This window comes from Clostridium gasigenes, from assembly GCF_900104115.1.
Lineage (GTDB): Bacteria > Bacillota > Clostridia > Clostridiales > Clostridiaceae > Clostridium > Clostridium gasigenes.
On sequence record NZ_FNJM01000007.1, the window covers coordinates 124,795 to 150,468 of the forward strand.

The 25,674-nt window shown below is 28.7% G+C and carries 20 protein-coding genes; 11 read left to right on the forward strand and 9 right to left on the reverse strand.

Annotated features, from left to right (window positions below; genetic code table 11):
- Window positions 1–152 precede the first annotated feature (152 nt).
- From argB to BLS77_RS12625, 8 genes are all read right to left on the reverse strand, one after another.
- On the reverse strand, window positions 153–1,010 hold the full coding sequence (argB, locus tag BLS77_RS12590; RefSeq protein ID WP_175490855.1) for an acetylglutamate kinase: 858 nt from the start codon (window positions 1,008–1,010) through the stop codon (window positions 153–155).
- 9 nt (window positions 1,011–1,019) lie between these two features.
- On the reverse strand, window positions 1,020–2,240 hold the full coding sequence (argJ, locus tag BLS77_RS12595) for a bifunctional glutamate N-acetyltransferase/amino-acid acetyltransferase ArgJ (protein WP_089970374.1): 1,221 nt from the start codon (window positions 2,238–2,240) through the stop codon (window positions 1,020–1,022).
- Between the two features lie 101 nt (window positions 2,241–2,341).
- Window positions 2,342–3,466 carry an N-acetyl-gamma-glutamyl-phosphate reductase gene (argC, locus tag BLS77_RS12600; protein ID WP_089970376.1) on the reverse strand — a complete coding sequence of 375 codons (1,125 nt, stop codon included), beginning with the start codon at window positions 3,464–3,466 and terminating at the stop codon, window positions 2,342–2,344.
- Window positions 3,454–4,854, reverse strand: coding sequence for an argininosuccinate lyase (gene argH, locus BLS77_RS12605; RefSeq protein WP_089970379.1), 1,401 nt, complete (start codon window positions 4,852–4,854; stop codon window positions 3,454–3,456). The genes argC and argH overlap by 13 nt, the downstream gene beginning before the upstream one ends.
- Window position 4,855: 1 nt before the next feature.
- A complete protein-coding gene (locus BLS77_RS12610) occupies window positions 4,856–6,079 on the reverse strand; it encodes an argininosuccinate synthase (RefSeq protein WP_089970382.1) in 1,224 nt (407 codons plus the stop codon).
- Between the two features lie 298 nt (window positions 6,080–6,377).
- Complete coding sequence (locus BLS77_RS12615; RefSeq protein WP_089970385.1) at window positions 6,378–9,293, reverse strand: cellulose binding domain-containing protein; 2,916 nt, start codon at window positions 9,291–9,293, stop codon at window positions 6,378–6,380.
- Between the two features lie 193 nt (window positions 9,294–9,486).
- Window positions 9,487–9,867 (reverse strand): DUF4363 family protein, encoded by a 381-nt coding sequence (locus BLS77_RS12620; RefSeq protein WP_089970388.1) that lies wholly within the window; start codon window positions 9,865–9,867, stop codon window positions 9,487–9,489.
- Window positions 9,864–10,619 carry a YetF domain-containing protein gene (locus BLS77_RS12625; RefSeq protein ID WP_089970391.1) on the reverse strand — a complete coding sequence of 252 codons (756 nt, stop codon included), beginning with the start codon at window positions 10,617–10,619 and terminating at the stop codon, window positions 9,864–9,866. The genes BLS77_RS12620 and BLS77_RS12625 overlap by 4 nt, the downstream gene beginning before the upstream one ends.
- 289 nt (window positions 10,620–10,908) lie before the next feature.
- Here BLS77_RS12625 and BLS77_RS12630 point away from each other — a divergent pair, with 289 nt between their 5' ends.
- From BLS77_RS12630 to thiM, 4 genes are all read left to right on the forward strand, one after another.
- Window positions 10,909–12,546: a nucleoside kinase gene (locus BLS77_RS12630; RefSeq protein WP_089970466.1), complete on the forward strand. Its 1,638-nt coding sequence runs from the start codon at window positions 10,909–10,911 to the stop codon at window positions 12,544–12,546.
- A 41-nt stretch (window positions 12,547–12,587) separates the two neighbouring features.
- The gene (sdaAB, locus tag BLS77_RS12635) at window positions 12,588–13,271 is read left to right on the forward strand and encodes an L-serine ammonia-lyase, iron-sulfur-dependent subunit beta (protein ID WP_089970394.1); all 684 of its coding nucleotides are present in this window, start codon (window positions 12,588–12,590) and stop codon (window positions 13,269–13,271) included.
- A gap of 42 nt (window positions 13,272–13,313) precedes the next feature.
- Entirely contained in the window at window positions 13,314–13,874 is a 561-nt protein-coding gene (locus tag BLS77_RS12640; protein ID WP_089970397.1) for a TVP38/TMEM64 family protein, read from the forward strand.
- 138 nt (window positions 13,875–14,012) lie between these two features.
- Window positions 14,013–14,909, forward strand: a complete 897-nt coding sequence (gene thiM / locus BLS77_RS12645; protein WP_089970400.1) for a hydroxyethylthiazole kinase — start codon at window positions 14,013–14,015, stop codon at window positions 14,907–14,909.
- Between the two features lie 359 nt (window positions 14,910–15,268).
- Here the strand turns inward: thiM and BLS77_RS12650 are convergent, their stop codons facing one another.
- Window positions 15,269–16,189 carry an IS1/IS1595 family N-terminal zinc-binding domain-containing protein gene (locus tag BLS77_RS12650; RefSeq protein WP_089970405.1) on the reverse strand — a complete coding sequence of 307 codons (921 nt, stop codon included), beginning with the start codon at window positions 16,187–16,189 and terminating at the stop codon, window positions 15,269–15,271.
- A 282-nt stretch (window positions 16,190–16,471) separates the two neighbouring features.
- On the opposite strand from BLS77_RS12650, the gene recQ reads away from it, so the two are divergent.
- The 7 genes from recQ to BLS77_RS12685 all read left to right on the forward strand — a co-directional run bounded on the left by recQ (window position 16,472) and on the right by BLS77_RS12685 (window position 25,634).
- Window positions 16,472–18,235, forward strand: a complete 1,764-nt coding sequence (recQ, locus tag BLS77_RS12655; RefSeq protein WP_089970409.1) for a DNA helicase RecQ — start codon at window positions 16,472–16,474, stop codon at window positions 18,233–18,235.
- A 327-nt stretch (window positions 18,236–18,562) separates the two neighbouring features.
- Window positions 18,563–19,516, forward strand: coding sequence for a PucR family transcriptional regulator (locus BLS77_RS12660; protein ID WP_089970412.1), 954 nt, complete (start codon window positions 18,563–18,565; stop codon window positions 19,514–19,516).
- 136 nt (window positions 19,517–19,652) lie between these two features.
- Window positions 19,653–20,954 carry a sugar ABC transporter substrate-binding protein gene (locus BLS77_RS12665; RefSeq protein ID WP_089970413.1) on the forward strand — a complete coding sequence of 434 codons (1,302 nt, stop codon included), beginning with the start codon at window positions 19,653–19,655 and terminating at the stop codon, window positions 20,952–20,954.
- A 65-nt stretch (window positions 20,955–21,019) separates the two neighbouring features.
- Window positions 21,020–21,481: a hypothetical protein gene (locus BLS77_RS12670; RefSeq protein ID WP_089970415.1), complete on the forward strand. Its 462-nt coding sequence runs from the start codon at window positions 21,020–21,022 to the stop codon at window positions 21,479–21,481.
- 26 nt (window positions 21,482–21,507) lie between these two features.
- A complete protein-coding gene (locus BLS77_RS12675) occupies window positions 21,508–23,595 on the forward strand; it encodes an ABC transporter permease subunit (protein ID WP_089970417.1) in 2,088 nt (695 codons plus the stop codon).
- Window positions 23,596–23,600: 5 nt separating this feature from the next.
- Window positions 23,601–24,533, forward strand: a complete 933-nt coding sequence (locus tag BLS77_RS12680) for a sugar ABC transporter permease (protein ID WP_242873982.1) — start codon at window positions 23,601–23,603, stop codon at window positions 24,531–24,533.
- A gap of 18 nt (window positions 24,534–24,551) precedes the next feature.
- Entirely contained in the window at window positions 24,552–25,634 is a 1,083-nt protein-coding gene (locus tag BLS77_RS12685) for an ABC transporter ATP-binding protein (protein ID WP_089970418.1), read from the forward strand.
- The last annotated feature ends 40 nt before the right edge of the window (window positions 25,635–25,674 follow it).

Below are 25,674 nucleotides of genomic sequence, written 5' to 3' on the forward strand. Positions count from 1 at the left end.
CCCCCTTTTTATTGAGTAGGTAGTTAGGTATATTGAAAAAACTACTTATGGACTTTAAAATAAATAATAGACTAGCAAATTGCTCTATTATTTATTTGATAGTTACTTAGTATACCCATATAGTTGTAGTTCATAATATAATTTTGAATGAGTTAGTAAATCATAGTTCCAATTCCCTCGTTAGATAGTAGTTCTAAGATAATAGAATGGGGTACACGTCCATCAATAATATGTGCGCGTTTAACACCCATTCTAACAGATTCAACACAACAATCTATTTTAGGAATCATCCCACCTTTTATTACTTTATCATGAAGCAGTTTTGGAACTTCGTGAAGTCTTAATACTGAAAGTAATGAATTTTCATCTGAAGGATCGATCATAACACCGGGTACATCCGTTAATAAAATTAATTTTTCAGCTTTTAATGCCGAGGCAATTTTAGCGGCACAAGTATCTGCATTAATGTTATATAAATTATTATCATCTTCCCCAAGGGCTATTGAACCAACTACTGGAATGTAACCAGAAGACATCGCCATTTTTAAAATATCTGTATTAACAGAAGTTATTTCACCAACATATCCTAAATCATCTTCAGTAATAAGTTTTTTAGCTTTTAAAAGAGAACCGTCTATTCCACAAATACCAATTGCTTTACCACCGGATTTTTCTATTAGCTTAACTAAATCCTTATTAACTTTGCCGCCAAGAACCATTTGAACTATGTCTATAGTATTTTCATCTGTATAACGTAATCCATTTATAAATTTACTTTTTTCACCTATTCTATTTAGAAACTTAGAAATATCAGGTCCTCCACCATGAACAACAATTGGCTCAATACCTATACATTTCATAAGAATAATATCATTAATAACAGTTTCGCGAAGCTCTTCACTAATCATTGCATTGCCACCGTATTTCACAACAATAGTTTTACCATATAGTTTTTGAATATAAGGTAAAGCCTGCATTAAAACTCTAGTATGTTCTGTATGATTCAAAATAGTTTCCCCCTAACTTCTATAGTCTCCATTAATTTTCACATAATCATAACTTAAATCGCAGCCCCAAGCTACTGAAGATACATCACCATCGTTCATATTAACTAAAATATTTATTTCTGGCTGAAGTAATATTTCTTTGGCATGAGCTTCATCAAATTCTAAAGAACCACCTTTTGAGAATACTTTAATTTCCCCAACAGAACTTTTAAAAGAAACATCAACTTTATTTGGATCAAAGGTTGCAGTAGAATATCCAAGAGCACAAAGTACACGACCCCAGTTTGCATCACTGCCAAACATTGCAGTCTTTACAAGGCTTGAGTTTATAACACTTTTAGATAAAGCCTCTGCATCTTTTACTGTTTTAGCATTAGTAATGCTACATTCTATAAGCTTTGTTGCACCTTCACCATCTTTGGCAATGCTTTTAGCAACAATTATATTTAATTCATTTAATATTTTAAGAAAAGTATAGTAATCTTTATTTTTATTTTCTATTTTGGGGTTAAGAGCTAAAGCATTTGCCATAATTAGCACCATATCGTTAGTACTTGTATCACCATCAACACTAACTCTATTATAACTAAGATTAACACTTTCCTTAAGTGCTTCACTCAGAAGTTCACCAGAAATATTTAAATCTGTTGTTATAAATGAAAGCATAGTTCCCATATTAGGTTCTATCATTCCAGATCCCTTTGCCATAGCCCCAATTGTTATGGTTTTAGAATCAATCATAAACTGAGTTGCAAAGTGCTTTTTAAAAGTATCGGTGGTCATAATAGCACTAGCGGCATCTAAGCCACCATTAACTGAAAGTTTTTCTGTAAGTCTAGGAATTCCACTTTGTATAGCATTAATATTTAGAGGAACCCCAATTACTCCAGTTGATGCCACTAATACCTCATCAGTTTTTAGGAGTAAGGCTTTTGCTTGAACTTGTGACATTCTCTTTGCTTTATGTAGACCATCAACGCCGTTACAAGTATTAGCATTACCGCTATTTATAATAATAGCTTGAGCCATTTTGTTAGATAGATGTTCCTTTGTAATATAAAGTGGAGCTCCTTTTACTTTATTTTTTGTATAAACTCCAGCAGCTGCAGCTGGAACTTCAGAGTAAATAAGAGCTAAATCCATTTTTAAACTATTCTTTTTTAAACCACAATGTATTCCAGAAGCTAAAAAACCTTTAGGAGAAGTAACTCCACCATTATTTAATAGTTCCATTTATATGCCCCCTTTTTATTTAAGGCCTTTTAAAAAAACAACAAGCGAAGGTAGAAAATAGATTATAATATTGGCTTGTTATTTTTTTGAATATGCCTAAATTAGAATGCTGGTGCAATAAAGTTTAATCCTTCAGTTTCATTTATACCCAAAATAATATTCATATTCTGAATTGCTTGACCAGCAGCACCTTTAATCATATTATCTATTGCACTAACAACAATTATTCCATCACATCTATGATTTAAATGAAGTGAAATATGACAGTTGTTTGTAAATGCAACATTTTTTATTGATGCAGTTTCTCCAATAGGTAAAACATGAGTAAAAGGTTCATTTTTATATGTCTCACAGTATAATTTATATATTTCTTCAAGGTCGATTTTATCTGATTTGATTTCTTTATAAGTGATTTTATCTGAGCTGATTTTTTGTGAAATATCTATATTTGAATTAAATTTATAACTCATAAGTTCTTTTTTAGGTGTTGTATATATTGTGGAAATGATACCTCTATTTATAGGTAATAGATGTGGTGTAAAGGTAACATTAATTTTTTCCTTTGCTATTGTTCCTAAGATTTCTTCGATTTCTGGAATGTGTCTATGGGAGCCAACAGCATAAGGTGCAAAATCTCCATTAAGTTGAGCGGCGTGAGTTTTTTGTGAAAGGCCACGTCCAGCTCCTGTTACTCCAGATTTTGAATCGCAAATTATATTTTTACCATCTATCAAACCATTTTTTAAAAGAGGTAGTAGTCCAAGCTCTATACTTGTTGGATAGCAGCCAGGGTTTGCAATGATTTTGCAGGTCTTTATTTTATCTCTATTTAATTCTGGTAATCCATAAATGCTTTTGCTATGAAGCTCTTTATGAAAAAATTCTTTTCCATACCACTGTTTATATTCATCTTCCCTAGTTAATCTAAAATCCGCTCCAAGATCTATACAAATTTTGTTTGCAGCTAGACATTCATTTGCAATGTCCTCACTTAAACCATGGGGAAGAGCAGTAAATATAACTTCACATTTTTCTATAACATCAGATTTGTTTTTGCAAATTAAATCTGTCATTTTATAAAATGACTTGTAAATAGAAGAAAATTCTTCCCCTTCAAAAGAAATAGAACTAATAGCTGTAACTTCAACACTTGGATGATTTATTAAAATTCTAAGGAGCTCACAGCCAACATATCCGGTAGCTCCAATTATACCTACTTTAAACATGATAATGACTCCTTAGAAACTATTATAAATTTTTCTAAACTTGCAATTTGAATAGTCACAGAAGAACTACTTGGTCCGCCAATTACTTTTCTTTCTTCAACACAAGTAAGCAAATCAATTGCTTTATAAATATCTTCAGTGAAAATAGGGGAGAATGATTTTAATTCATCTAAGGATAACTCTTCAATAGATTTATTAACTTTTATACAATGAAGAACTATTTCACCAACTATTTCATGAGCATTTCTAAATGCTGTTCCTTTTTTTACTAAATAATCAGCAACATCAGTAGCATTTGTAAATCCACCAGCTGCGGCTTTTCTCATAACATCTTTTTTGATTTTCATAGTTTGAACCATACCAGTAAAAGTTTTTAAAGAAAGGGAAGATGTGTCTAAACCATCAAATAAAGCTTCTTTATCTTCTTGCATATCTTTGTTATAAGCAAGTGGTAGTCCTTTCATAACAGTTAATAAAGTCATTAAATCACCATAAACTCTACCTGTTTTACCACGAACGAGTTCTGCAACATCAGGGTTTTTCTTTTGTGGCATAATACTACTACCTGTACTATATTCATCATCAAGTTCTACAAAATTAAATTCACCTGTGCACCATAGAATTACTTCTTCAGAAAATCTTGATAAATGCATCATTATCATAGAAAGAGTAGAAAGTGATTCGATAGCATAATCTCTATCAGAAACAGAATCTATACTGTTTAAAGTTATTTTAGAAAATCCAAGTTCTTTAGCCACAAATTCTCTGTCTATTGGATAGGTAGAAGTAGCAAGTGCACCACTACCTAGTGGCATTTCATCTAATCTTTTATAACAATCTAATATTCTTCCTATATCTCTTTTAAACATTTCAGCGTAAGCTAAAATATGATGAGAGAATGTTATTGGTTGTGCTTTTTGCATATGAGTATAACCTGGCATTATAGTACCTGTATGTTCTTTTGATTTCTCTAAAATTACAGATTGTAAACTTAAAACATCATGTGCAACATTTTTTAAAGCTTCTTTTAAATATAATTTAGTATCAAGAGTAACTTGATCATTTCTACTTCTTCCAGTATGAAGCTTTTTACCTTCATCACCAATGTAGTATGTAAGAGTACCCTCTATAAAACTATGGAGATCTTCAGCAGTTTCATCTATTTTTATTACTCCGTTTTCGATGCGAGATAAGATTTCTTTTAGCCCATGAGAAATCTTTAAACTATCGTCACTCGGAATTATATTTTGTTTGCCAAGCATCTTAACATGAGCAAGGCTACCAATAATATCTTCCTTATACATTCTTGAATCTATGTTAATAGAAGAGTTAAAGTCGTTAACTAAAAGGTTAACGTCTTTTTTAAATCTTCCTCCCCAAAGTTTCATACTACTTTACCTTTAAAGCTAGGGCAGCATCCATTTTAGCTTTAACTGTTATTGGTAGTCCAAATAGATTAATAAATCCTGCTGAATCATTTTGGTCATAAACTTGATCTTCTCCAAATGTTGCATATTCTTCACTATATAATGTATAAGGAGAAGTTACTCCTGCATTAATTAAGTTACCTTTGTATAATTTTAATTTAACTTCGCCAGTTACGTTTTCTTGAGTAGTTTTAACAAAAGCTGAAAGTGCTTCGCGAAGTGGAGTGTACCATTGACCGTTATATATTATATCTGCAAATTTTAAAGCAACTGTTTCTTTATAATGTGCTGTTTCTCTATCTAAACAAATTTCTTCTAAGTTTTTGTGAGCAGCATATAAAATTGTCCCACCTGGAGTTTCATAAACCCCTCTAGATTTCATTCCTACAAGTCTGTTTTCAACCATATCTACAATACCAATGGCATTTTTTCCACCAATTTTATTAAGTTTTTCTATTAAAGTAACACCGTCCATTTTTTCTCCGTCTAAAGCTACAGGAATTCCTTTTTCAAAATTTAATGTAATGTAAGTAGCTTTGTCTGGTGCATTTTCAAGTGTAGTACACATTTCTAATATTTTATCATATTTTGGTTCAACGCCTGGATCTTCAAGGTCTAACCCTTCATGACTTAAATGCCAAAGGTTTTTATCTTTACTATAATTAGTTTCATAATTAATTGATATTGGAATTTTTCTGTCTAAAGCATATTCAATTTCTTCATCTCTAGATTTTAAATCCCATATTCTCCATGGTGCAATAATTTTCATGTCAGGAGCAAAAGCTTTAATGGCAAGCTCAAATCTTACCTGGTCATTTCCTTTTCCTGTGCAACCATGACATATAGCATCAGCACCTTCAGCTATTGCAATTTCAACCATTCTTTTTCCTATTATAGGTCTTGCAAAAGAAGTGCCTAAAAGATATTTCCCTTCATATATAGCATTTGCTTGAATAGTTGGGAATATATATTCTTCTACAAATTCCTTAGTTAAATCTTCAATATAACACTTAGATGCCCCTGTCTTAAGTGCCTTTTCTTCAAGGCCTATTAATTCATCAGATTGACCAACATTACCAACTACACATATAACCTCACAACCATAATTTTCTTTAAGCCATGAAATAATAATTGATGTATCTAATCCTCCTGAGTATGCTAGAACCACTTTGTTAAATTTATTCATAATAAAAGCCCCCCTATTATTTATTTTCTTATTAAATATTTTGTGTATAAATATGATTATATATACCTATGTATAATTATGCAAGAAAAATTTATAAATTTACATAAAAAAATATAAATATATCTATAATACATAGGTTTACTAGTTAAAATATATATTAATTTGTATAATATAATATAGTTATGATTATTTATGCAAATAAATATTGGGTAATACAATTTTAAAATAGAGTCTATTAAAATAAAAAAGCCGAATTCAGCTATTTATAATAGCTAAATTCGGCTTCTGTTTTTTATTATTAATTAGTAGTTTTTAGATTTATAGAAGTTGGTGTTGAAGAACCAACTCCACCTTGACAGGAACCACCAAAGGAAATAGATTTTCCTTTAGGAATATTTCCATTCCAAGGCATAGATTTAAAGTTATAGATATTATTAGAAGCTGAAAAACTACAATCCCAAGCAGAGATAATTTTCTTATCAAAATTAAATGATAAATCCCAACTTGTGATATCTTTATCTGTATTGTTAGTTATTGTAAGGGCATAGTTAGCGGTATTACCTGAATCTTGTACAACTGAAAAATCAACATTAACTCCAGATGCTGGTGGATTAATTTCTGAAGATTTAACAACAACTTTCACTTCATCACTTGAAGTAGTACCATCTTTATTAATAAGGTCTAATCTATAAGTGTAAGTTCCAGAAATTTTATTTGTAAAATTTTCTATAATATTTAAAGGTAATGTACCAATATCACCAATTTTAACTATTTTATTATTTTCATAAAGTCTATAGCTTGTAGCTTTTGAAAAAGCTGGAGTAGATATAGTGATTTTGTAATTACTAGTATTATTAATGTTATCTACTGTAAGTAATCCTTTTAAAGGAACTTCAACAGGTGGAACAACATTATTATTAACATAAACAGTTAGGTTGTTACTTGAAGTAGAACCAGAATTATTAATTAAATCAACTTTATACATGTAAGTACCGGTTGGTTTATTAATTATACTTTGCGAAATGATTTGGTCAGAAGCTGTAAGTGCTCCTGTTTTTATTGTTGCACCATTTTCATAAAGTTTATAGCTAGTTGCTTTAGAACCAGTAGGAATATTTACAGTTAAGTTATAGTTACCATTACTATTTGCTTTATCAACAGTTAATGTAGATTTAGCAGGTAAATCTACAGCTGGGGGAGTAGGCTTATTTGAGCCATCTAGGTTTAATGGGTTTTTATAATAACGTTGAGCTTTAGTTATCCACCAGTAATCATCGGAAGCTGGAGAACCAACAGCATCTGTACTTGCACCAACACCAGCTCCAAAAAGAATGGAGACTATACCAGCATCTTTAGCTTCTTGCATATGATCACCCCAAGTTACTGTATCTCCAGTAACTTTAATTTTAGTATCATTAGCAGTATTTTTACTAAAGTAATTTAATCTTGTATCAGAACCAGCTTTAAAAGTATCACCAAAGAAATAAGTAGGAGCAGAATCTTCATAATTACCAACTGCATTTGTTAAATCTTTGAATTTTCCGTTATTATAAGGATTAGGTTCTTGGCTTGAATTTATATGACCAACAGGTAATTGCCATAGTATAACTGGCAGTTTTGTTTGATCATGTAATGTTTTTGTATAAAGCAAATAATTGTTCCATAAATCTGCATTCCAGAACCATTTAGATTTTTCAGGATTATCTTTTGCACCATCTTCAAAAGCTCCATCTAAACCATATTTATCAATTGATATGAAATCAGCACCATAAGTTGTTACACCAGCTGCGGAATAGTAATTTGCAGTTTCTGTAGCAACTTGTTTTATAAATTCTCTACCAGCATCAAAACCAATTTGTTCTGTTTTATGAAGTAATCCTTGGTTTGGTATTTCGGGGCTATCGTATGACCAAATATTAAATTGCCATCCATAGTAAGATTGAGGGTAGTATTTGTTTACTGTGTAGTTTATAGATTCAACTAAACCTTTAACACTATTTTCAAATTGTGGATCTTTACCTTTTACTAGTACTCCTGAACTGTAAGCACAATCAACAAGTGCAGCTATTTGAGTGGGTTGTTTTTTAGATTGTTGCATCATATAACCTAAGAAATCAGGTTCAAATAAAAGACCAACAGTTTCATCTCCGCCATACTCAACACAAATATCTAATAAAAATTTTAAATCTTTATAATAAGCTTCCATATAAGTTTTATCATTAATATGCTTTATATCAAGATCATAACTTTCACCATCATCAGGAATGTTATAGTAAACAAAGAAAGGTATCATTCCCATTTTCAAGCTTTCAGTAATAAATGTTTTAGCTCTAGCACCATCATCTTGAGTCCAAGTTCTCCATCCTTTCTCAAGAGGGCCACCATTTATATAAACATATCTTACATCAGTTCTTTTATTAGTATCTGTTTCAGAAGTTTCTTTCCAAAAATTTAAATCTTCTACTCTATCTTCAGATACTTGTCCAATCGAAAGATAATCCGGCATTCCAGGTAATTTTCCGTCAGAAGTTAGAACTCTAACACCTACATGTCTTATATGGCCAGTAGTTTCATCTATTATTTTAAGTCCGCTTCTACCTTTAGAAATTCCTTCTAATTTCAATGTAGAACCGTTTACAATAGATGCCTTAGCAACAGTTGTATTATTTGAGATAATTTTAAATTTAGAGGTAGGGCTTGTACTATTAATTAACTTATATTCTGTAAATCCTTGAGGAATTGTAAATTGAGATTTAATACCTTCATTATCAACCGTATCGACAATGATTTTAGCATTTCCATCATTACCAACCTGAACTTGGATAGTTGAACTTTTAGAGGCACCATTTAAATTTATAAATTCAACATAATAAGAATACATTCCAATTTTTAGCTTACCCCTAATTGGAATAACGACTTGTTGACCAGCAGAGGCTGTAGCTTCAATTTTACCTTCAGAAACAACAGTGAAAGCGTTAGCTACACCAAATTTTTCGTAAAGTTTATAACTTGTAGCAGCATTTCCAGACCAAGTATTACAAGTTATGTCATAGTCACCATTAACATCAGTCCCCCATTGATTATGAGATACTGTTGGAACCCCAGGAAGGTCAGAAACAGCAGCTTTAGCTGGTATATATGGGAATAGTGTGAAAATAAAAGTAAGAGCAATAGTTGTAGAAAAAAGTTTTTTTAATTTTTTACTAAAATTCATTTTTTAATCCCCCTTATGTTTTTGTGGTTAATATTTACATATAAATATTAACACTTTATTTACATCAAAGGAAGATAAATAACTGAAAATTAAGAATATTTTGGGAAAAATATAGTATACTATATTTTTTTGTCTTTATATAACCTCAAAACATTCATACTAACTGACTATTTTTTGAGTGGTTCTTATTAAATCATAATAAATTTTTTAAATTAGTTTTTTGTATATCTTTCATATTTCTTGCTCCGTATCGTAAAACATGAAGGGAAGATAATGCTTCACCGTAATCTTTCTCTTTAATGTATATAGATAACCGTAAGGATTCGTTTATTAAACAATCATAATCTACATGATTTACATAGATGGAAGCTATACAACCTTCCTTTTCAATAAATCTTAGAAGAGCAACAGATTGAGTATAAGCTTTATCATTATCTTTAGTATTTAAGGAAATTTCAATTTCTTCACACTTTACATAAATTTCATTGCAAGTTGAAACTAAACTTTTATCTGCAAAGAATAAACATATAAATAAAATTATAAAAAGTCCAATAGATAAAATTGTATTCTTCAATTTTTACACCTCTCTTCATATTCGTCATGGAGTTGATAAATAAATTCGCCGGTTGTATCGGTCATCGCAAGAATAACATTATCTATATTATTAATTTTATATTTTTTAAGTTCATTCTTAATCCAAAATATATTTTTACCAGAAGTAGTTAAAGCATTTTTATTAACTTTACCATCTAAAACATATATAACTGGTAACTGAGGGCGCCTATTTTCCTTAATTGATTTTTTATTATTAGTTGAATTAGTTGATTCATCAGAAGTTGCCCCTACACATTTATTATCAGAATCAGAACTACTATTATTAGAATCATAGGATGTTAAAAATGATAATTGCCCATTATTCTCAAGTATTGCATATTCAATTTGATTTAAATCGAAATATCCAGCAAGACGTATCTCTTCCATAAGTTCATCTAAATTAATTTGTTGTTTTTTTAAAACTTTAAAATTAACCTTACCTTTGCAAATCATAATACAAGGTTCTCCTTCTATAACTTTTCTTGCTAATTGACTTTTAAGTTGTAGTTGAGTTAATAAAGTTTTTACAAATAATAAAGTTATTATTGGAATAATACCTAATAACAAAGGTAACCTGGTATCTTGCATTGGTAGTGCGGCTAAATCAGAAATCATTATAGTAATTACAAATTCATAGGGTTGTAATTCTCCAATTTGTCTTTTCCCCATTAGTCTCATTACAATCACTACTAATATATAAAGAAAAATTGTTCTTAAAAGTACTATAAACATAAAAAATACACCTCTAATATTTAGTATTTCAAGAATGGTAAATTTTATTCCGAAAATTATTGGGTTTCAAAAAAATAACTAGTCAGATTCTAATGTCTAAGTAAAATAAAAATATAGATATTATTATATTTGACCATATTTTGAGTAGAAGTATATAATATATATATATTAAAGAAAATATTAGAATAATAAAAAGTGCTTAAGGCATTAGAGAATAAATAACTAGTCAAAGATTCTTAGGATTTTTTGAACTACACAAGGAGGAAATCAGGTGGACAGTTTTAATATAATGTATAAAGATGAAAAATTAGAGGTGAAAAAAAATATTATATTTAAAGAACTTATAAAAGAGTATACTAGTGAAAATTATCATAATATTGCATTGTGTAGATTAAATGAAAAATATTACGAATTAGCTAAGGAAGTAAAAGTAAGTGGAGAGTTAGAATTTATAAAAATTAATAGTCCTATTGGTATGAAAATATATTCAAGGACTCTTCAGTTCATATTTATAAAGGCTAGTTTAGATATTTTTCCAAATTCTAAAATAACAATAGAACATAGCATAAGTAAGGGGTTATTTGGTGAAATACACAAGGAAGAAGCTCTTTGTGGCAAGGATATAGAAAAAATAAAGGCGAGAATGAAAGATATAATACAAAAAGATATTCCTATTAATAAAATTAAGGTTAAAAGAGAAGAAGCCATAAGAATATTTAAAAGTTATGGGATGGAAGATAAGGTTTCCTTATTAAATCATGTAGATTTTGAAACTGTTAACTTATATGAACTAGATGGAAGATATGATTATTTTTATGGTCAAATGGCATATTCAACCGGATTTATAAGAGCTTTTAACTTAACTGAATATGAGCCAGGATTTGTATTGGAAAATCCTATGGAAAGTGATCTTGATAAATTACCACCATATAAAGATCATAAAAAATTATCCCAAATATTTTTAGAAACAGAAAAATGGCTAAATATTTTGGGGGTAGGAGAGGTTGGATCTTTAAATGATAAGGTTGAAAGTAGCGAATTAAATGATTTAATTATGGTTTCAGAAGCTCTTCATGAAAAGAAAATAGCATATATAGCAGATATGATTAAAATTAAAAGTGAAACTAGGGTAGTTTTAATTGCAGGACCCAGTTCTTCAGGAAAAACTACTTTTGCAAATAGACTAGGAGTTCAGCTCCGAGTAAATGGATTTATTCCTATAAGAATATCTTTAGATGATTACTTTGTTAATAGGGATGACACACCAACAGATGAAAATGGTGAATTAAATTTTGAAAGTATTTATGCATTAGATTTAAAATTATTTAATGAACATTTAAATATATTATTGGGTGGAGAAGAAGTTGAAATACCAAGATATAATTTTAAAAAAGGTGAAAGAGAGTGGCCTAAAGAAAAATTAAAACTACCTCCAAATGGGATAGTTATAATAGAAGGGATTCATGGATTAAATCCTATATTAACAAGTGCTGTAGATGATAAGAATAAATTTAAAATATATATATCAGCATTAACACAATTAAATTTAGATAATCATAATAGAATTGCAACTACTGATATTAGAAGACTCAGAAGAATTGTTAGAGATTATTTATCAAGAGATTATGGAGCAGAGCAAACATTAATTATGTGGCCATCTATAAAAAGAGGAGAACAAAAAAATATATTTATCTATCAGGAAGAGGCGGATGTAATGTTTAATTCTACCTTGGTTTATGAGTTATGCGTATTAAAAAAATATGCACTTCAAGAGCTTGAAAAAATAAAACCTGAAAGTCCAGTATATTTAGAAGCAAAGAGATTAAAGTCATTTTTAGGGTTTTTCAAGGAAATAGATAAAGAATATGTCCCAGGAAATAGTATTTTAAGAGAATTTACTGGCGGGAGTATCTTTTATAAATATTAGTAGTTTATTTAAATGTTAGATCTCTAAGGAGGAGAAAAATTATGAAAAATTTTGGCGTTTTTGATATATTAGGACCTATAATGATTGGTCCTTCTTCATCTCATACAGCAGGTGCTGCAAGACTTGGCAAAGTTGCAATGGTAATAGCAGATGGAGAAATTGAAGAAGTAACATTTTTATTACACGGATCATTTGGAAAAACTTATAAAGGACATGGAACGGATAGAGCTTTAGTAGCTGGAATATTAGGGATGGAACCTTCGGATATAAACCTCCGAAATGCTTTAGAAATAGGAAGCGAGCAAGGTTTGAAATTTGAATTTAAGGAATATGACTTAGGAGATGAGCATCCTAATACAGTTAAGTTTTTAATTAAATGTAAAGATGGAAAAAAAAGTGATGTTGTGGGTTCTTCTATAGGAGGAGGAAGCATTCAAATTAGCGAAGTTAATGGAAATAAAGTAGAATTTACTGGGAATTATCCTACAGTAATTATTTCACATAAAGATGTACCAGGAGCTGTATCAAAGGTTACTAAATTTTTATATGAGGATAATGTAAATATAGCATTTATGAAGGTTTTTAGAAATCAAAAGGGGAAAGAAGCAACAATGGTATTTGAAGTAGATTATGAAATATCTAATATTACATTAGATAAGATTAAGGAAATAGATGAAATAAAGAAGGTTATAGTTATAAACCTAACAAAAAATGGGAAAAAATAGGGTGGCCTAAAAATGCATTAGTTAGTGGGAGCGAAATGATAGATGTTAAATATAGAAAACGTAGTAAATATATTTAGAGAGTACAGTATGTTATCAATACCTATTTCACTATTATTAAGTATAATAATAGCATTAGTTGGAGTGGTACCATCAATATTTGTAACAGGGGCAAACATAATTTTTTTTGGTCCTACTATAGGTTTTCTTATTTCATTAATTGGTGAAACAGTAGGAGCATATATAACTTTTATTGTTTATAGAAATGGATTTAAGAAAGGTGCAGAAAATATTACTAATAAATATAAATTAGTGGGGAGAATAGTAGAAAGCAGTGGTAATAAAACAGCTTTATTAATATTTGAAGGACGTTTAGTTCCATTTATACCATCAGGATTTATAACATTAGCATCTTCAATAAGTAATATTAATATAAAGCTATTCACTATAGCCACACTATTTGGAAAAATACCATCCATAGCTTTAGAATCATTAATAAGTTATGATGTAATCAATATTCAAGAAAACTTTATAAGGATTGGAATAACAATAATGTCATTATTACTTATATTAATGACTATTAAGAAAATAAACAGTAATAATTGAAAGTATAGTTATTGACTATACTTTTTTTCTTTTTATCAAATATATACAAATAAAAAAATATAAGAATAACACAATTAGTGAATATGTAGAATAATATACAATAAAGTTAGTTTTTATTCAAAGAAAGGATAAAAAAATATGAAAATAAGTATAGAGGCATTGACTGAAGTTCTAAATTTACAGAAGGAAAAGCAACCTCTTATACATTGTATTTCAAGTATGGTTACTATGAATGATTTAGCACAGGGAATTTTAAGTTATAATGGGAAACCAATTATGGCACCTGGCATTGATGAAGTAGGAGAAATAACAGCTAGCGCTAATGCGTTACTAATTAATCTTGGAACATTAGATAGTAGTAGGGTTGAGGCTATGGAGAAATCTATTAGAATAGCTTCAAAAAAAAATAAACCTATAGTTTTAGATGCTATAGGAGTTGATATTTCTTTTTTTAGGAGAGAAATAGCTTTGGTGTTCTTAACCAGATATAAAATAGATGTTATAAAGGGCAATGTATCAGAAATTAAAGCATTACTAGAGAAAAAGCCTAAGAAAAATAAAGAACACAAAGAAATTATAGAATCTAAAGAACAAAATAGAAATAATGAAAATGAAGAATTTGTTAAAAATACTATAAAAGATGATTATGAAATTAGAGAACAAATGAGAGAGTTTTCTAAAAAATATAAAAGCATATTAATAGCAACAGGAAATGAAGATTATATAACTGATGGATTTAGTGAGTTTTTTATTAATAATGGAAATAATGAATTTGATAGAGTAGTTGGAGTGGATAGTTTATTAGGTGGGTTAATTTCAGTGGGGGTGGCAGTAGCCAGAACAAATGCAGAAAAAGTACAAGCCGTGCTAATTGCAATAATGACTATGGGTGTAAGCAAAGAACTAGCTTATGAAAAGATGGACAAAAAACAGGGACTAATATCTTTAAAAAACTCTTTAATAGATGAAATTTCCCTTATAAATAATAAAAAATTAGAAGCTATGGGGAAAATATCATATATATTTAAAAGGTAGATATATTTAGGGAGCTGAAAGAAAATAAATTAATACACATAAGAGGAAAAATATTAAATTAAAATATAAAGCAACAAGTGTAGTTAGATTTGAACTTTACTTAAAAAAGGTACAGTTCAAATCTAATTACTTAAGTTTTTATTAAATTAAATTTGCAAATAATTAAGAGTGTAACATATAACCTAAATTACTCTATAGGGATCTGTTTTATAATAATGTTGTTATAAGTAATTATTTCTATTTATAATATATTAGAAATAGAAATAGAAATAGAAATAGAAATAGAAATAGAAATAGAAATAGAAATAGAAATAGAAATAGAAATTTTAGAAGCAATATATAAAATAAGGCGATTATATTTAGAGAATGCAAACTTCGGTTTTTATGAAGTTTTTATTGGATTTAAAAGTATTTTCTAAGGTTAATAATTTTATTAATTTGACTATGTCATGATGAATATTTTTAAAAAGGATTATGTACCAACTCAAATAAGACCATAGATATTTAGTAGCAATTCCTCTAAATATATAAAGCCATCTTTTTATATTGACACCAAATGATTTAATTATAAGATCATTTTTAGATGTACAAGGCGTTAAATTTTTATTATGTTTCCTTGCAAGGTAACATAAGTTAGTATCTGTATAAATGTTTATAAAAGCATTTTCATCTATTTTAGAGTAGAAAGATTTTTCAACGAAGGCATAATCAAAATAACCTTGAGAAATAGGTCTAGACAATATATTATTATTAACATCTATAGCTGAAGCTACCCAAATAGTTTGCCTATTACGAAGAAAGTGAGGGGGAATATTTCTGCATCCTTTAAAGTTTTGTTTGAAGTTCACTTTGAACATTTCTACACAGCCAGTTAATATTTTAGGCTCAACAAATGAATTTTGCGCAAATAAAATCTTATGCCTCCAGTAAAATGAAGTTGCAATATTTATTTTAAGATATTTAGCACAATAACGAATAGATCTTCCTTCCATCATCAATTCTAAATATTTAATCCATAAATTGATATTTTTTTTAGAATAGCTCCAAGGTGAGTTTGTAGTAACGGAAAAAGTGCAAGAACATTCTTCATTTTTACATTTAAATCGTTGAAGTCCTTTATAAGTTCCATGTTTTATAAAATATGTAGACTCACAGCGAGGACAACATGTAATAGATTCTTTTTTTTTATTATATAAATCCACAATATTTAGTTTCTCTAAATTATTATCTATTTTATTATTATCTTTATCAGTAACTTGATTGAAAAAATTTTGCAACAAAATATATCACCTCATAAATGATTGTTGACATAAATAACATTAAATAATCAGTAACAACATTTAAATAAAACATAATACTAAGAAGAAAAAAAGGAAATATATTAATAAGTACAATCTAAATAAAAAATAATCAAAGGGAATATGAATAGGAACAATCACAAAATAAATTAATTATATGTATATCTATATAAAGAGGGAATATTATAATTATTAATCTATTATGTTATAATTTATTATAATAGATTAAAGGAATAATAGATATTATAAGGAGGGGAGTAATACGTGACTAGTCCTATAGAAATTTTAAAAAAGTATTTTGGGTATAGTTCTTTTAGGGAAGGACAACAAGAAATAATTTCAAATATAATGAGGGGAAGAGATAGTTTTGCTATTATGCCAACTGGTGGCGGAAAATCTGTATGCTATCAGATTCCAGCAGCTATATTTAGTGGGATAACTTTAGTAATATCTCCTCTTATATCATTAATGAAGGATCAAGTTGATAATGTCAATGATATAGGAATTAATGCAGAATATATAAATAGCACTCAAAACTTAGATGAAATAAAATGTATTTTTGAAAGATGTTATAAAGGTGATGTTAAACTTTTATATATTGCACCTGAAAGGCTTGAAAATAATTATTTTATTAAAATGCTTAGAAGGATAACTATAAGTCAAGTTGCAGTTGATGAAGCTCATTGTGTTTCTATGTGGGGACATGATTTTAGAAAAAGTTATACAAACATAGCACCATTTATTAGGAGTTTAGAAAATAGACCAATAGTAACAGCTTTTACAGCCACTGCAACTATGGAAGTAAGAAAAGACATAATTAAATTATTGGAACTTTCTAATACATATACCTATTTAGGAAGTTTTAATAGGGATAATTTATCTATTAATGTACACATCGAAGAGGATAAATTGGAATTTGTTAAGGATATGATTAGGGAAAAAGAAGAGGAATCTGGAATAATATATTGTTTGACAAGAAAAGAAGTGGATGCTTTATATGAATATTTAAAAGAGAATGGATATAATGTTGGGAAGTATCATGGGGGCATTAAAGATGAAGAAAAGAAATATTGGCAGGAAGAATTCTTAAATGAAAACATAAATGTTATGATAGCCACTAGTGCATTTGGAATGGGAATAGACAAATCAAATGTTAGGTACATAATTCACTTTACTTTACCTAAAAATATAGAATGTTATTATCAAGAAATAGGAAGGTCTGGAAGAGATGGAGGGGTCGCAAAATGCCACTTGCTTTATTCAAGACGGGATATAAGAACTTTAGAGTATATGATAAATTCAACTACCAGTATAGGTAGAAGACAAATAGATCTTATGAAAATTCAAGGTATGATAGATTTTTGTGAAACTAAGGATTGTTATAGAAGTTTTATATTAAAATATTTTGGAGAAGAGAAGTTTAATGATTATTGTAATAACTGTAGCAATTGTTTGAAAAATGATGAGCTTAGGGATTATACAAGGGAAACTCAAATGATATTATCTTGTGTTTATAGAACAAGAGAAAATTTTGGAATATCAGTTTTAATAGATATCTTAAGGGGATTTAGAGGCCCTAAAATAATTCAAAATAAATTAGATGAGTTAACTACCTATGGAATAATGAAGGAGTATAATAATAAATTTATTAGAGATTTAATTAAAACATTAATAGACCTTGGATATGTAGGGTTAAGAGATGGAACTTATTCTATGCTAAAATTAAATCCTAAATCAATAAAAGTTTTGAAGTCACAGGAAAAAGTGATTTGTAAGCTAGAAGAAGATGTGGAAGAGCAAATTTTAGATAAAGAGTTATTCCAAAACTTTAAATTATGGAGAAAAGAAAAAGCTTATAAAGAAAAAATAAAACCATATATTATATTCTCAGATTCTACCCTTATAGAGTTATCGAATAAACAGCCTAAGGACAAGGAAGAACTTATGGCAATAAGGGGAATGGGAGAAAAGAAATTTGAAAGATATGGAGAAGAAATTTTAGATTTAATAAATTTAAAAAAAGTATGAAAACAGTAGGTAGATTTATTCTATTTACTGTTTATTTTTTATATGACTAAGTAAATTGTTATATAAGTAATTATTTATTTGAAGATGCTTATATTAAAATTATCGTAATTAGGAGTGCTTGTAAAAGTATACAAAAAATATATGGTTAAATTGTATGATGTTACTATTGAACAAAAACGTTTTCAGGAGTATAATTCAAATATAAAGTAAATGACTACAAGTAATTATAAAAAAGAAAAGGTGTGTTTGTTTTCAAAATTGGAATCGGTACCAAAAAGATGTAATGGTTTAGTTTAATGAAGTTAATATTATAAAGAAGGTGAATTTATGAATAGCTTTAAATATTCTTTAAAAGAAATAGAAAAAGATATAGATATAGATATTCCATTTAGAGTAAAAGATGAAAATGGACATATATTAATAAATTTACTAGAAGATACAGGTGAGAAAACTATAGAAACTAAGTTAGAAACAAAAGGTAATAACTTAATAATAGAAACTAGTATGGAATTTAAAAATTGTATTGGACTTTTAAAATATTGTATAAAAGAAAAGCTTAAAGACACTATAAAGTCAAAAGAAGAGATCATACAGGATATATTAATTGGGAAAAGTTTTTGTGATGGAATGTTAGAATGCCCTATAAGAAGTATTCCAACTAATATAATTTTAATATATGGAATAAGTGATAAAGATGAAATGTTTAACATACTATTAGATAAGAAGATACAAAGCGAAGAAATATTAGTATCGCTAGATAAGTATATAGTTGTTTTAGTTAATGATGAAAATATGGACAAGTATTTAAATTCCATTAGAGAAATAATAGATACAAATCCCAATATAGATTATTATACAAGCTATGGTATTACAAAAGGAGTATTAGATTTAAAAGAAAAATTTGATTATTTAAAGGTAAATATTAATCTATGTATGAAATATAAACTTAAAGTAAAAGTATATAAGGAAAATGAATTAATTTTAGAAAGAGCATTAGAGTCAATTAGTGAAGTAGAAAAGAAAAAAATATATAATGACTACAACAAAAAACTATCAAAGTTAGATGATGATTTAATAAAGACAATAGAAGTATTTCTAAAAGAAGGGCTTAGTGTTAGTAATGCATCAGAGAAGCTGTATATTCATAGAAATACATTGTTTTATAGAATAGATAAAATTAAAAAAATAGTTAATTATGATATAACAAACTTTAATGAAGCAACAGAATTTAAAATCATATTTAACTTATGGAAAGCTAATAAAAACAAAGAGGTTATTTAATTTCATATGGAAAGGTTTCCGAAAGATTAAATAACCTCTTTATTTTTAATATATACTATAAAGTAAAGGTTTTAGACAGTATTTAGAAGTTAAATTAACTTTTAAAATAAAAAAATTGAATGGGGGAGAATTTGTTATGAAAAAACTATTAGTATCATTACTTATAGCTACAACAACTCTTAGTGTTATAGGCTGTTCTTCAGGTAAAAAGGAAGAAGGAGCAGCAAATAAAGAGGTTGCTTTATCAGTTCAAGTAGAAGAAACTTGGTTACCTTATTATGAAACAGTAAAAGAAACTGTTGTAAAAAAATATCCTAAGGCTAAAATAGAATTTGTTAAGATAGGTTCTTTTGATCACTTAGATGTAATTGATAAAACAGATGCTACCAATAAAGATGTAGCAGACGTATTTTCATTACCAGCAGATAGATTATATGGTTTAGCAAAAAATCAAGTGCTGGCTTCTATTGATACAGAAAAAATGGCAGAAGAAGTTGGAGGATTTAAAGACTTCAAAGGTGGACTAGGTGGAAATTTGAAAGTTGATGGAGAATATTTAGCATTCCCATACAACATTGAAACATTATTAGGATTTGTGAATGTTGCAAATGCTAAAGCTTCTGGAATAGATACAACTAAGCCAGTTGAAATGACAACTTTAAAATATAATCAATTACTTTCAGTAGTACACGATGCTTGGTTTGGAGTTGCAATTGCTAACTCAGCTAATTTCGAATTCTTAAGTAAAGATGCTGATGGTAAATTTGCATCAGATGCAACTAAGCCATGGGCAGAATTAACTTCTGAGCAACAAAAAATGTTTGAAGGACTATTCAACTACTGGAAAGCGCACAATGAAGGAAAAACTACTCTTTGGGACAAGGACGCAGCTGGGGGATATATTGATGAACAATTCAAAACTGGTGGAACAGATGCTATAAAGATAGATGGTCCATGGGGAACTCCTGCAGTTAAAAAGTTAATTCCTGATGAAAACAATATAGAAATTACACCTTTAACAAATATTACATTTAACGGAAAACCATTAACACACTGGAAAGGTGGATGGGGTCTTGGTATAAATGCTAGAGTTGAAGAAGATGCAGCTAAGATGGAAGTTGCAACAGCATTTATTAAAGAATTAGTTAACCCAGCTAACGCTAAAGAATTATTCAAAGTTACTGGTAAGGTTTTAGAAAATGTTGAACCTTCTGCTTACGAAGGAATAGATAAATTAGATAAGAAAGTTATAGATGCTACTTATGAAGGATATAAAAATGCTGTTGCTAGACCATTGTTCAGTGAATATGGACAAGTTTGGGCAACATGGCAGAATTCATTACTATCATGGTCAGCTAAAAACCCAGCAAATGCTGAAGCAGCTTACAATGAAGTTAAAGCAGGATTTGATGCTATGATGGGTACAATTAAACAATAATTTGAAATTACACTTAAGATTAAAAAGGGGACTTGGTCCCCTTCTATAAGTATAAGGAGAATCATATGAGAGAAAGTATAGAGATGCCTAAAAAAATATTTTATTTAATAGTAGGAATATGTTCAGCGATTATTATGTTAACATCAATAGATATTATACTTAGAGCAAAGGACACGGAATTATTTAATATGTGGTTAGCTAACACAAACTCTAGTCAAGAATTTTTAATGAAAACAACAGAAGAATTATTTTCTGAGTATCTTCAAATGAATATTTCTATATTTATGGTTAGAGCAGTAACACCAATGGCTATAGCTATTCATGCATATTTTACTTTTACAAAGTTAAGAGTAAATAAATTATATGTAGTATTATGGTCATTAATATCAATAGGAACATTCTTATTAACAAGTTTAGGAGAGCAATTTTATTCAATATTCTTTATAATGAGTGGAATATGTTACTTTGGTTTAATTGCAATTATGAGTTACCTAGGAAAATGTATTTATAATCTTAGAAGTATTTAAAGGTAATTAAAAAGGGGGGAAATAGGTTGAAAAAATTCGATGTATATTTATATGACAGCATAAATAGGCAATATGATAGAAAAAATATGTACCTATATGAAGTTGCGACTTTGCAAGAAAAAATTGAAGATGCAACAGGAAATGAAAAAGATCAACTTAGTAAAAAGTTAAAAGACTTAATTGGTAATAAATCAAATCATGAATATAATAAAAAATTGGTAGACTATAAAAATAAAGAGAAATTATTTTTAATAGAAAATAAGAAAAAGGTCACAGAATTAAAAGGGAAACTGGATAAGACTTTGTCAACAAATGCTAAAAGGTTAGAAATAAGACTTTTTAAGGCTCGTGAAATAAAAATGTTTTATGAAAATTACGTTGACTTAACATATGATGCTGAACTAATTACTGAACAATGTAAACTGGAAATAATGCAAATACCAGCAGTAATTGAATTTGAAAAAGAAAGTATTAAAGTCTTAAATAAAGCAATAAATAAAAAAATGAATGTTAGTGAAATTGAAAATAAAAAATTCCGAGAGGAGTTTAAAAGATATAAAATACAGGAAAAGAAAAAGGTTGAAGATAGAATAAAAGAAGTTAAAATAAAACAAAAAGATGGAATTATATCTAAAAAAGCAAAAAATAATATAATTGAAGAATTAAATAGGAAATATGATGAAACCATATTAGTAAAATCATTCGAATGTGAAAAAAAATATAATAAAGAAATTATTAAAAATAAGAAGTATGAACTTAGTAAGGTAGTTAATCAAAGGATTAATACAGTAAACGTTAATGTTTCAGATTTAAGAAGAGTATATGCAATAGAGAGTGAAAAAACATTTCCTATAATTTCATATTGTACTTTCTTAGTTCCAGGACTAGGACAATTGCTTAATAAACAATACATGAAATCGCTAATAATGTTCTTTATAACAATATATATATATGCTGCTGCAATACCATATGCATTAGGTTATGGAAATTATAAGGGCGATGGAATTGCAGGATTAGTTACTTTAGCAGCTAATTCAGGAAAACTTGATAGATCAATAATTTTTATGATTGAAGGAATATTGGCAATATTTTTAGTAGTAATTGCATTAATGTTAATTTATATGTCATTTAAAGATGTTAATACTGTTGAGAAAGATGTTATAAAGGGAACTAGATATAGGGTTTGGACTGAAACTAGGCAAATAATGTTTGAAGATGGATTCCCTTATTTAGTATTATCTCCAGCAGCGATAGTTACAATATTTATTGTATTTATTCCAGTTGTAACAACAATACTTATATCATTTACAGGTATGGGACCAGAGACTCAAGCAAAGTTTGGCTGGGCCGCATTTGATAACTACAAGATGCTAATACTCGGACAGGGAATGGTAGGTTCTATATTCTGGGGAATATTAGGTTGGACAGTAATTTGGACTATAGGGGCATCTACTTTAGGAATAGGATTAGGATTTATATTAGCTATAACTCTTAATAATGATAGAATAAAAGGAAGAGCAATATTTAGGACAATATACTTATTGCCATGGGCAGTACCATCATTTTTAACAATAATGTTCTTTAGTATATTATTGGCAGATAATGGAGCAATAGTAACTTTTTTTCAAGGGATATTTGGAGAAGGCTTCTCTATTAAAAATGATCCGTTTGTATCACGTATCGCAGTAATATGCATGCAATCTTGGCTTGGAAGTGCATATGTATTCATGCTATCTACAGGTGTTCTTCAATCAATTAGTTCAGAACTTTATGAAGCGGCAGATATAGATGGTGCTACAAATTTCAAAAAACTAACCAAAATAACAATACCACTAGTATTATTCCAAACAGCACCTTTATTAGTTGGTCAATATGTTTTTAACTTCAATAACTTTGGGCTTATATATTTATTTAATAGTGGTGGACCGTTTGATCCAACAAAATATGGAAATTTAGCAGGGTCTACAGACTTATTAATAACTTATATATATAAATTAACTATGGAAAACCAATATCAAGCATTAGGTGCGGCAATTACAGTTATAATTTCAGTGGCACTTATAGGTGTTGCATATGTAGGATATAAAAATACAGATGCATTTAGGAGGGAGTAATAGATATGAGTATGATAGAGACTAAAAAGGTAAAAAAACCAAAGATATTTAAGAAAAGAAAAAAGAATAACTTATATCTTTCTGATAAGCCACCTCTTAATTTAGGAGGGAAAATTACTTTAGGTGTATCATATGTATTTCTAATTATTTGGTCTATAATAGTATTAGCACCAATATTTCAAATTGCTGTTTCATCATTTAATGGTGGGCAAGCAAGTAGAATTATAATAGGTGGAGAATTTATATTCTCGTTAAAACATTTTAAATTATTATTTGCTGAGACTGAGTATGTTAGATGGGTATTTAATACATTATATATTAGTATAGCTACAGTTATAATAGTAGTAGTAATGGTATCATTTACTGGTTATGCTTATTCAAGATATAGATTTAAAGGTAAAAAAGCATCGTTATTGACAGTAATGTTAGTACAAACTATACCAACATTTGCAGGTCTTACAGCATTTTTCACAATGTCCTCAATTATATCAGACATAGTGCCAGTGTTTTCAAGACAAATGATGCTTATCCTTATATATTCAGGCGGCGGTATAGCTGGTAATACTATTATATTAAAAGGATATTTAGATTCAATATCTATGGAGCTAGATGATGCAGCTAAAATAGATGGCTGTTCTAATATGAAGATATATAGATTAATAATTATGCCTATAGCAAAACCTATGCTATCAATTATAGCATTATGGTCATTCATAGGACCTTTTGGTGACTACATGCTACCGAAGATATTACTAAATTCTTCAAAAGACTATACTTTGGCAGCGGGCTTACGTACATTAATAACAGATCAAAGAACTTTAAATGAACCAGCTTTTGCAGCAGGAGCGCTTTTAATAGCAATTCCAATAGTAATATTATTCATTGTATTACAAAAGCAATTAGTTTCAGGTTTATCAAATGGAGCTACAAAAGGATAGAATAGGAGGATGATAGAGATGAAAGTAACATTAAATAATATAGGTAAAAAATATGAAAGTAGAGAAGATTTTACTTTAAGAAATATAAATTTAGAAATTGAAGATAAAGAATTTTGCGTAATTTTAGGACCTTCAGGATGTGGTAAAACTACATTATTACGTATGATAGCGGGACTTAACTCAATAACAGAAGGTGATTTAGTATTTGGTGAAAAAAGGGTAAATAAATTAGCATCAAAGGATAGAGATATAGCTATGGTATTCCAATCATATGCTCTATATCCTCATATGACAGTTTATGATAATATGGCATTTTCTTTATCAATGAGAAAAGAAAGAAAAAATATTATAAATGAACGTGTTATGGAAGCTGCTAAATTACTTCAAATAGAAAATTATTTATATTCAAAGCCATCAGACATATCTGGTGGACAAAGGCAAAGGGTTGCATTGGGCCGTGCTATAGTTAGAAAGCCTAGTGTATTCTTAATGGATGAGCCATTATCTAATCTTGATGCGAAACTTCGTGAACATATGAGAGTTGAATTAGTTAGAATTCATAAGGCATTAGGAACTACATCTATATATGTAACTCATGACCAAATAGAAGCTATGACAATGGCAACTAAAATAGTTCTTATGAATGATGGTAAAATTCAACAAGTTGGAAAACCATATGAATTTTATGAAAAACCTCAAAATATGTTTGTTGCAAAGTTTATAGGGTCACCAACAATAAATTTAATAAAAGGTAAAATATCAGGTGATAAGTTTATATCAGAAGATGGATTAATTAGTATTACTCAAAAGGGCGAAAATTTAAAAGCAGTAACTGATTATAACGGAAAGGATATATATTTAGGAGTAAGATCTGAAAGATTTATAACAGGGAAAAATGTTGAACAATTTAAATGTGTAATTGATGTTATAGAAGTTTTAGGAAAAGAGAAAAACTTATTTGTTAAGTTAAGCAGTGGAAAGGACCTTGTAATTACAGTTCCAGGTCATTATGATTATGAAGTAGGGGAAAAACATGTATTTGGATTTGATTCAGAGGCATTACATTTCTTCGATGCTGAAACAAAAGAGAGGATAAATTAACTGGTATTTTAATATAATAAGTAAGAATAAGAGCTTAGCG

Excerpts from the sequence above, each read along its gene's own strand:
- argC (WP_089970376.1), bottom strand. The coding sequence starts at position 3,466 with ATGTTTAAAGTAGGTATAATTGGAGCTACCGGATATGTTGGCTGTGAG.
- sdaAB (WP_089970394.1), top strand. The coding sequence starts at position 12,588 with ATGAAAAATTTTGGCGTTTTTGATATATTAGGACCTATAATGATTGGT.
- BLS77_RS12640 (WP_089970397.1), top strand. The coding sequence starts at position 13,314 with ATGTTAAATATAGAAAACGTAGTAAATATATTTAGAGAGTACAGTATG.
- BLS77_RS12615 (WP_089970385.1), bottom strand. The coding sequence starts at position 9,293 with ATGAATTTTAGTAAAAAATTAAAAAAACTTTTTTCTACAACTATTGCT.
- BLS77_RS12670 (WP_089970415.1), top strand. The coding sequence starts at position 21,020 with ATGAGAGAAAGTATAGAGATGCCTAAAAAAATATTTTATTTAATAGTA.
- argH (WP_089970379.1), bottom strand. The coding sequence starts at position 4,854 with ATGAAACTTTGGGGAGGAAGATTTAAAAAAGACGTTAACCTTTTAGTT.
- BLS77_RS12685 (WP_089970418.1), top strand. The coding sequence starts at position 24,552 with ATGAAAGTAACATTAAATAATATAGGTAAAAAATATGAAAGTAGAGAA.
- thiM (WP_089970400.1), top strand. The coding sequence starts at position 14,013 with ATGAAAATAAGTATAGAGGCATTGACTGAAGTTCTAAATTTACAGAAG.
- BLS77_RS12610 (WP_089970382.1), bottom strand. The coding sequence starts at position 6,079 with ATGAATAAATTTAACAAAGTGGTTCTAGCATACTCAGGAGGATTAGAT.
- BLS77_RS12665 (WP_089970413.1), top strand. The coding sequence starts at position 19,653 with ATGAAAAAACTATTAGTATCATTACTTATAGCTACAACAACTCTTAGT.
- argJ (WP_089970374.1), bottom strand. The coding sequence starts at position 2,240 with ATGGAACTATTAAATAATGGTGGAGTTACTTCTCCTAAAGGTTTTTTA.
- BLS77_RS12680 (WP_242873982.1), top strand. The coding sequence starts at position 23,601 with ATGAGTATGATAGAGACTAAAAAGGTAAAAAAACCAAAGATATTTAAG.
- BLS77_RS12630 (WP_089970466.1), top strand. The coding sequence starts at position 10,909 with ATGTATAAAGATGAAAAATTAGAGGTGAAAAAAAATATTATATTTAAA.
- BLS77_RS12625 (WP_089970391.1), bottom strand. The coding sequence starts at position 10,619 with ATGTTTATAGTACTTTTAAGAACAATTTTTCTTTATATATTAGTAGTG.
- BLS77_RS12660 (WP_089970412.1), top strand. The coding sequence starts at position 18,563 with ATGAATAGCTTTAAATATTCTTTAAAAGAAATAGAAAAAGATATAGAT.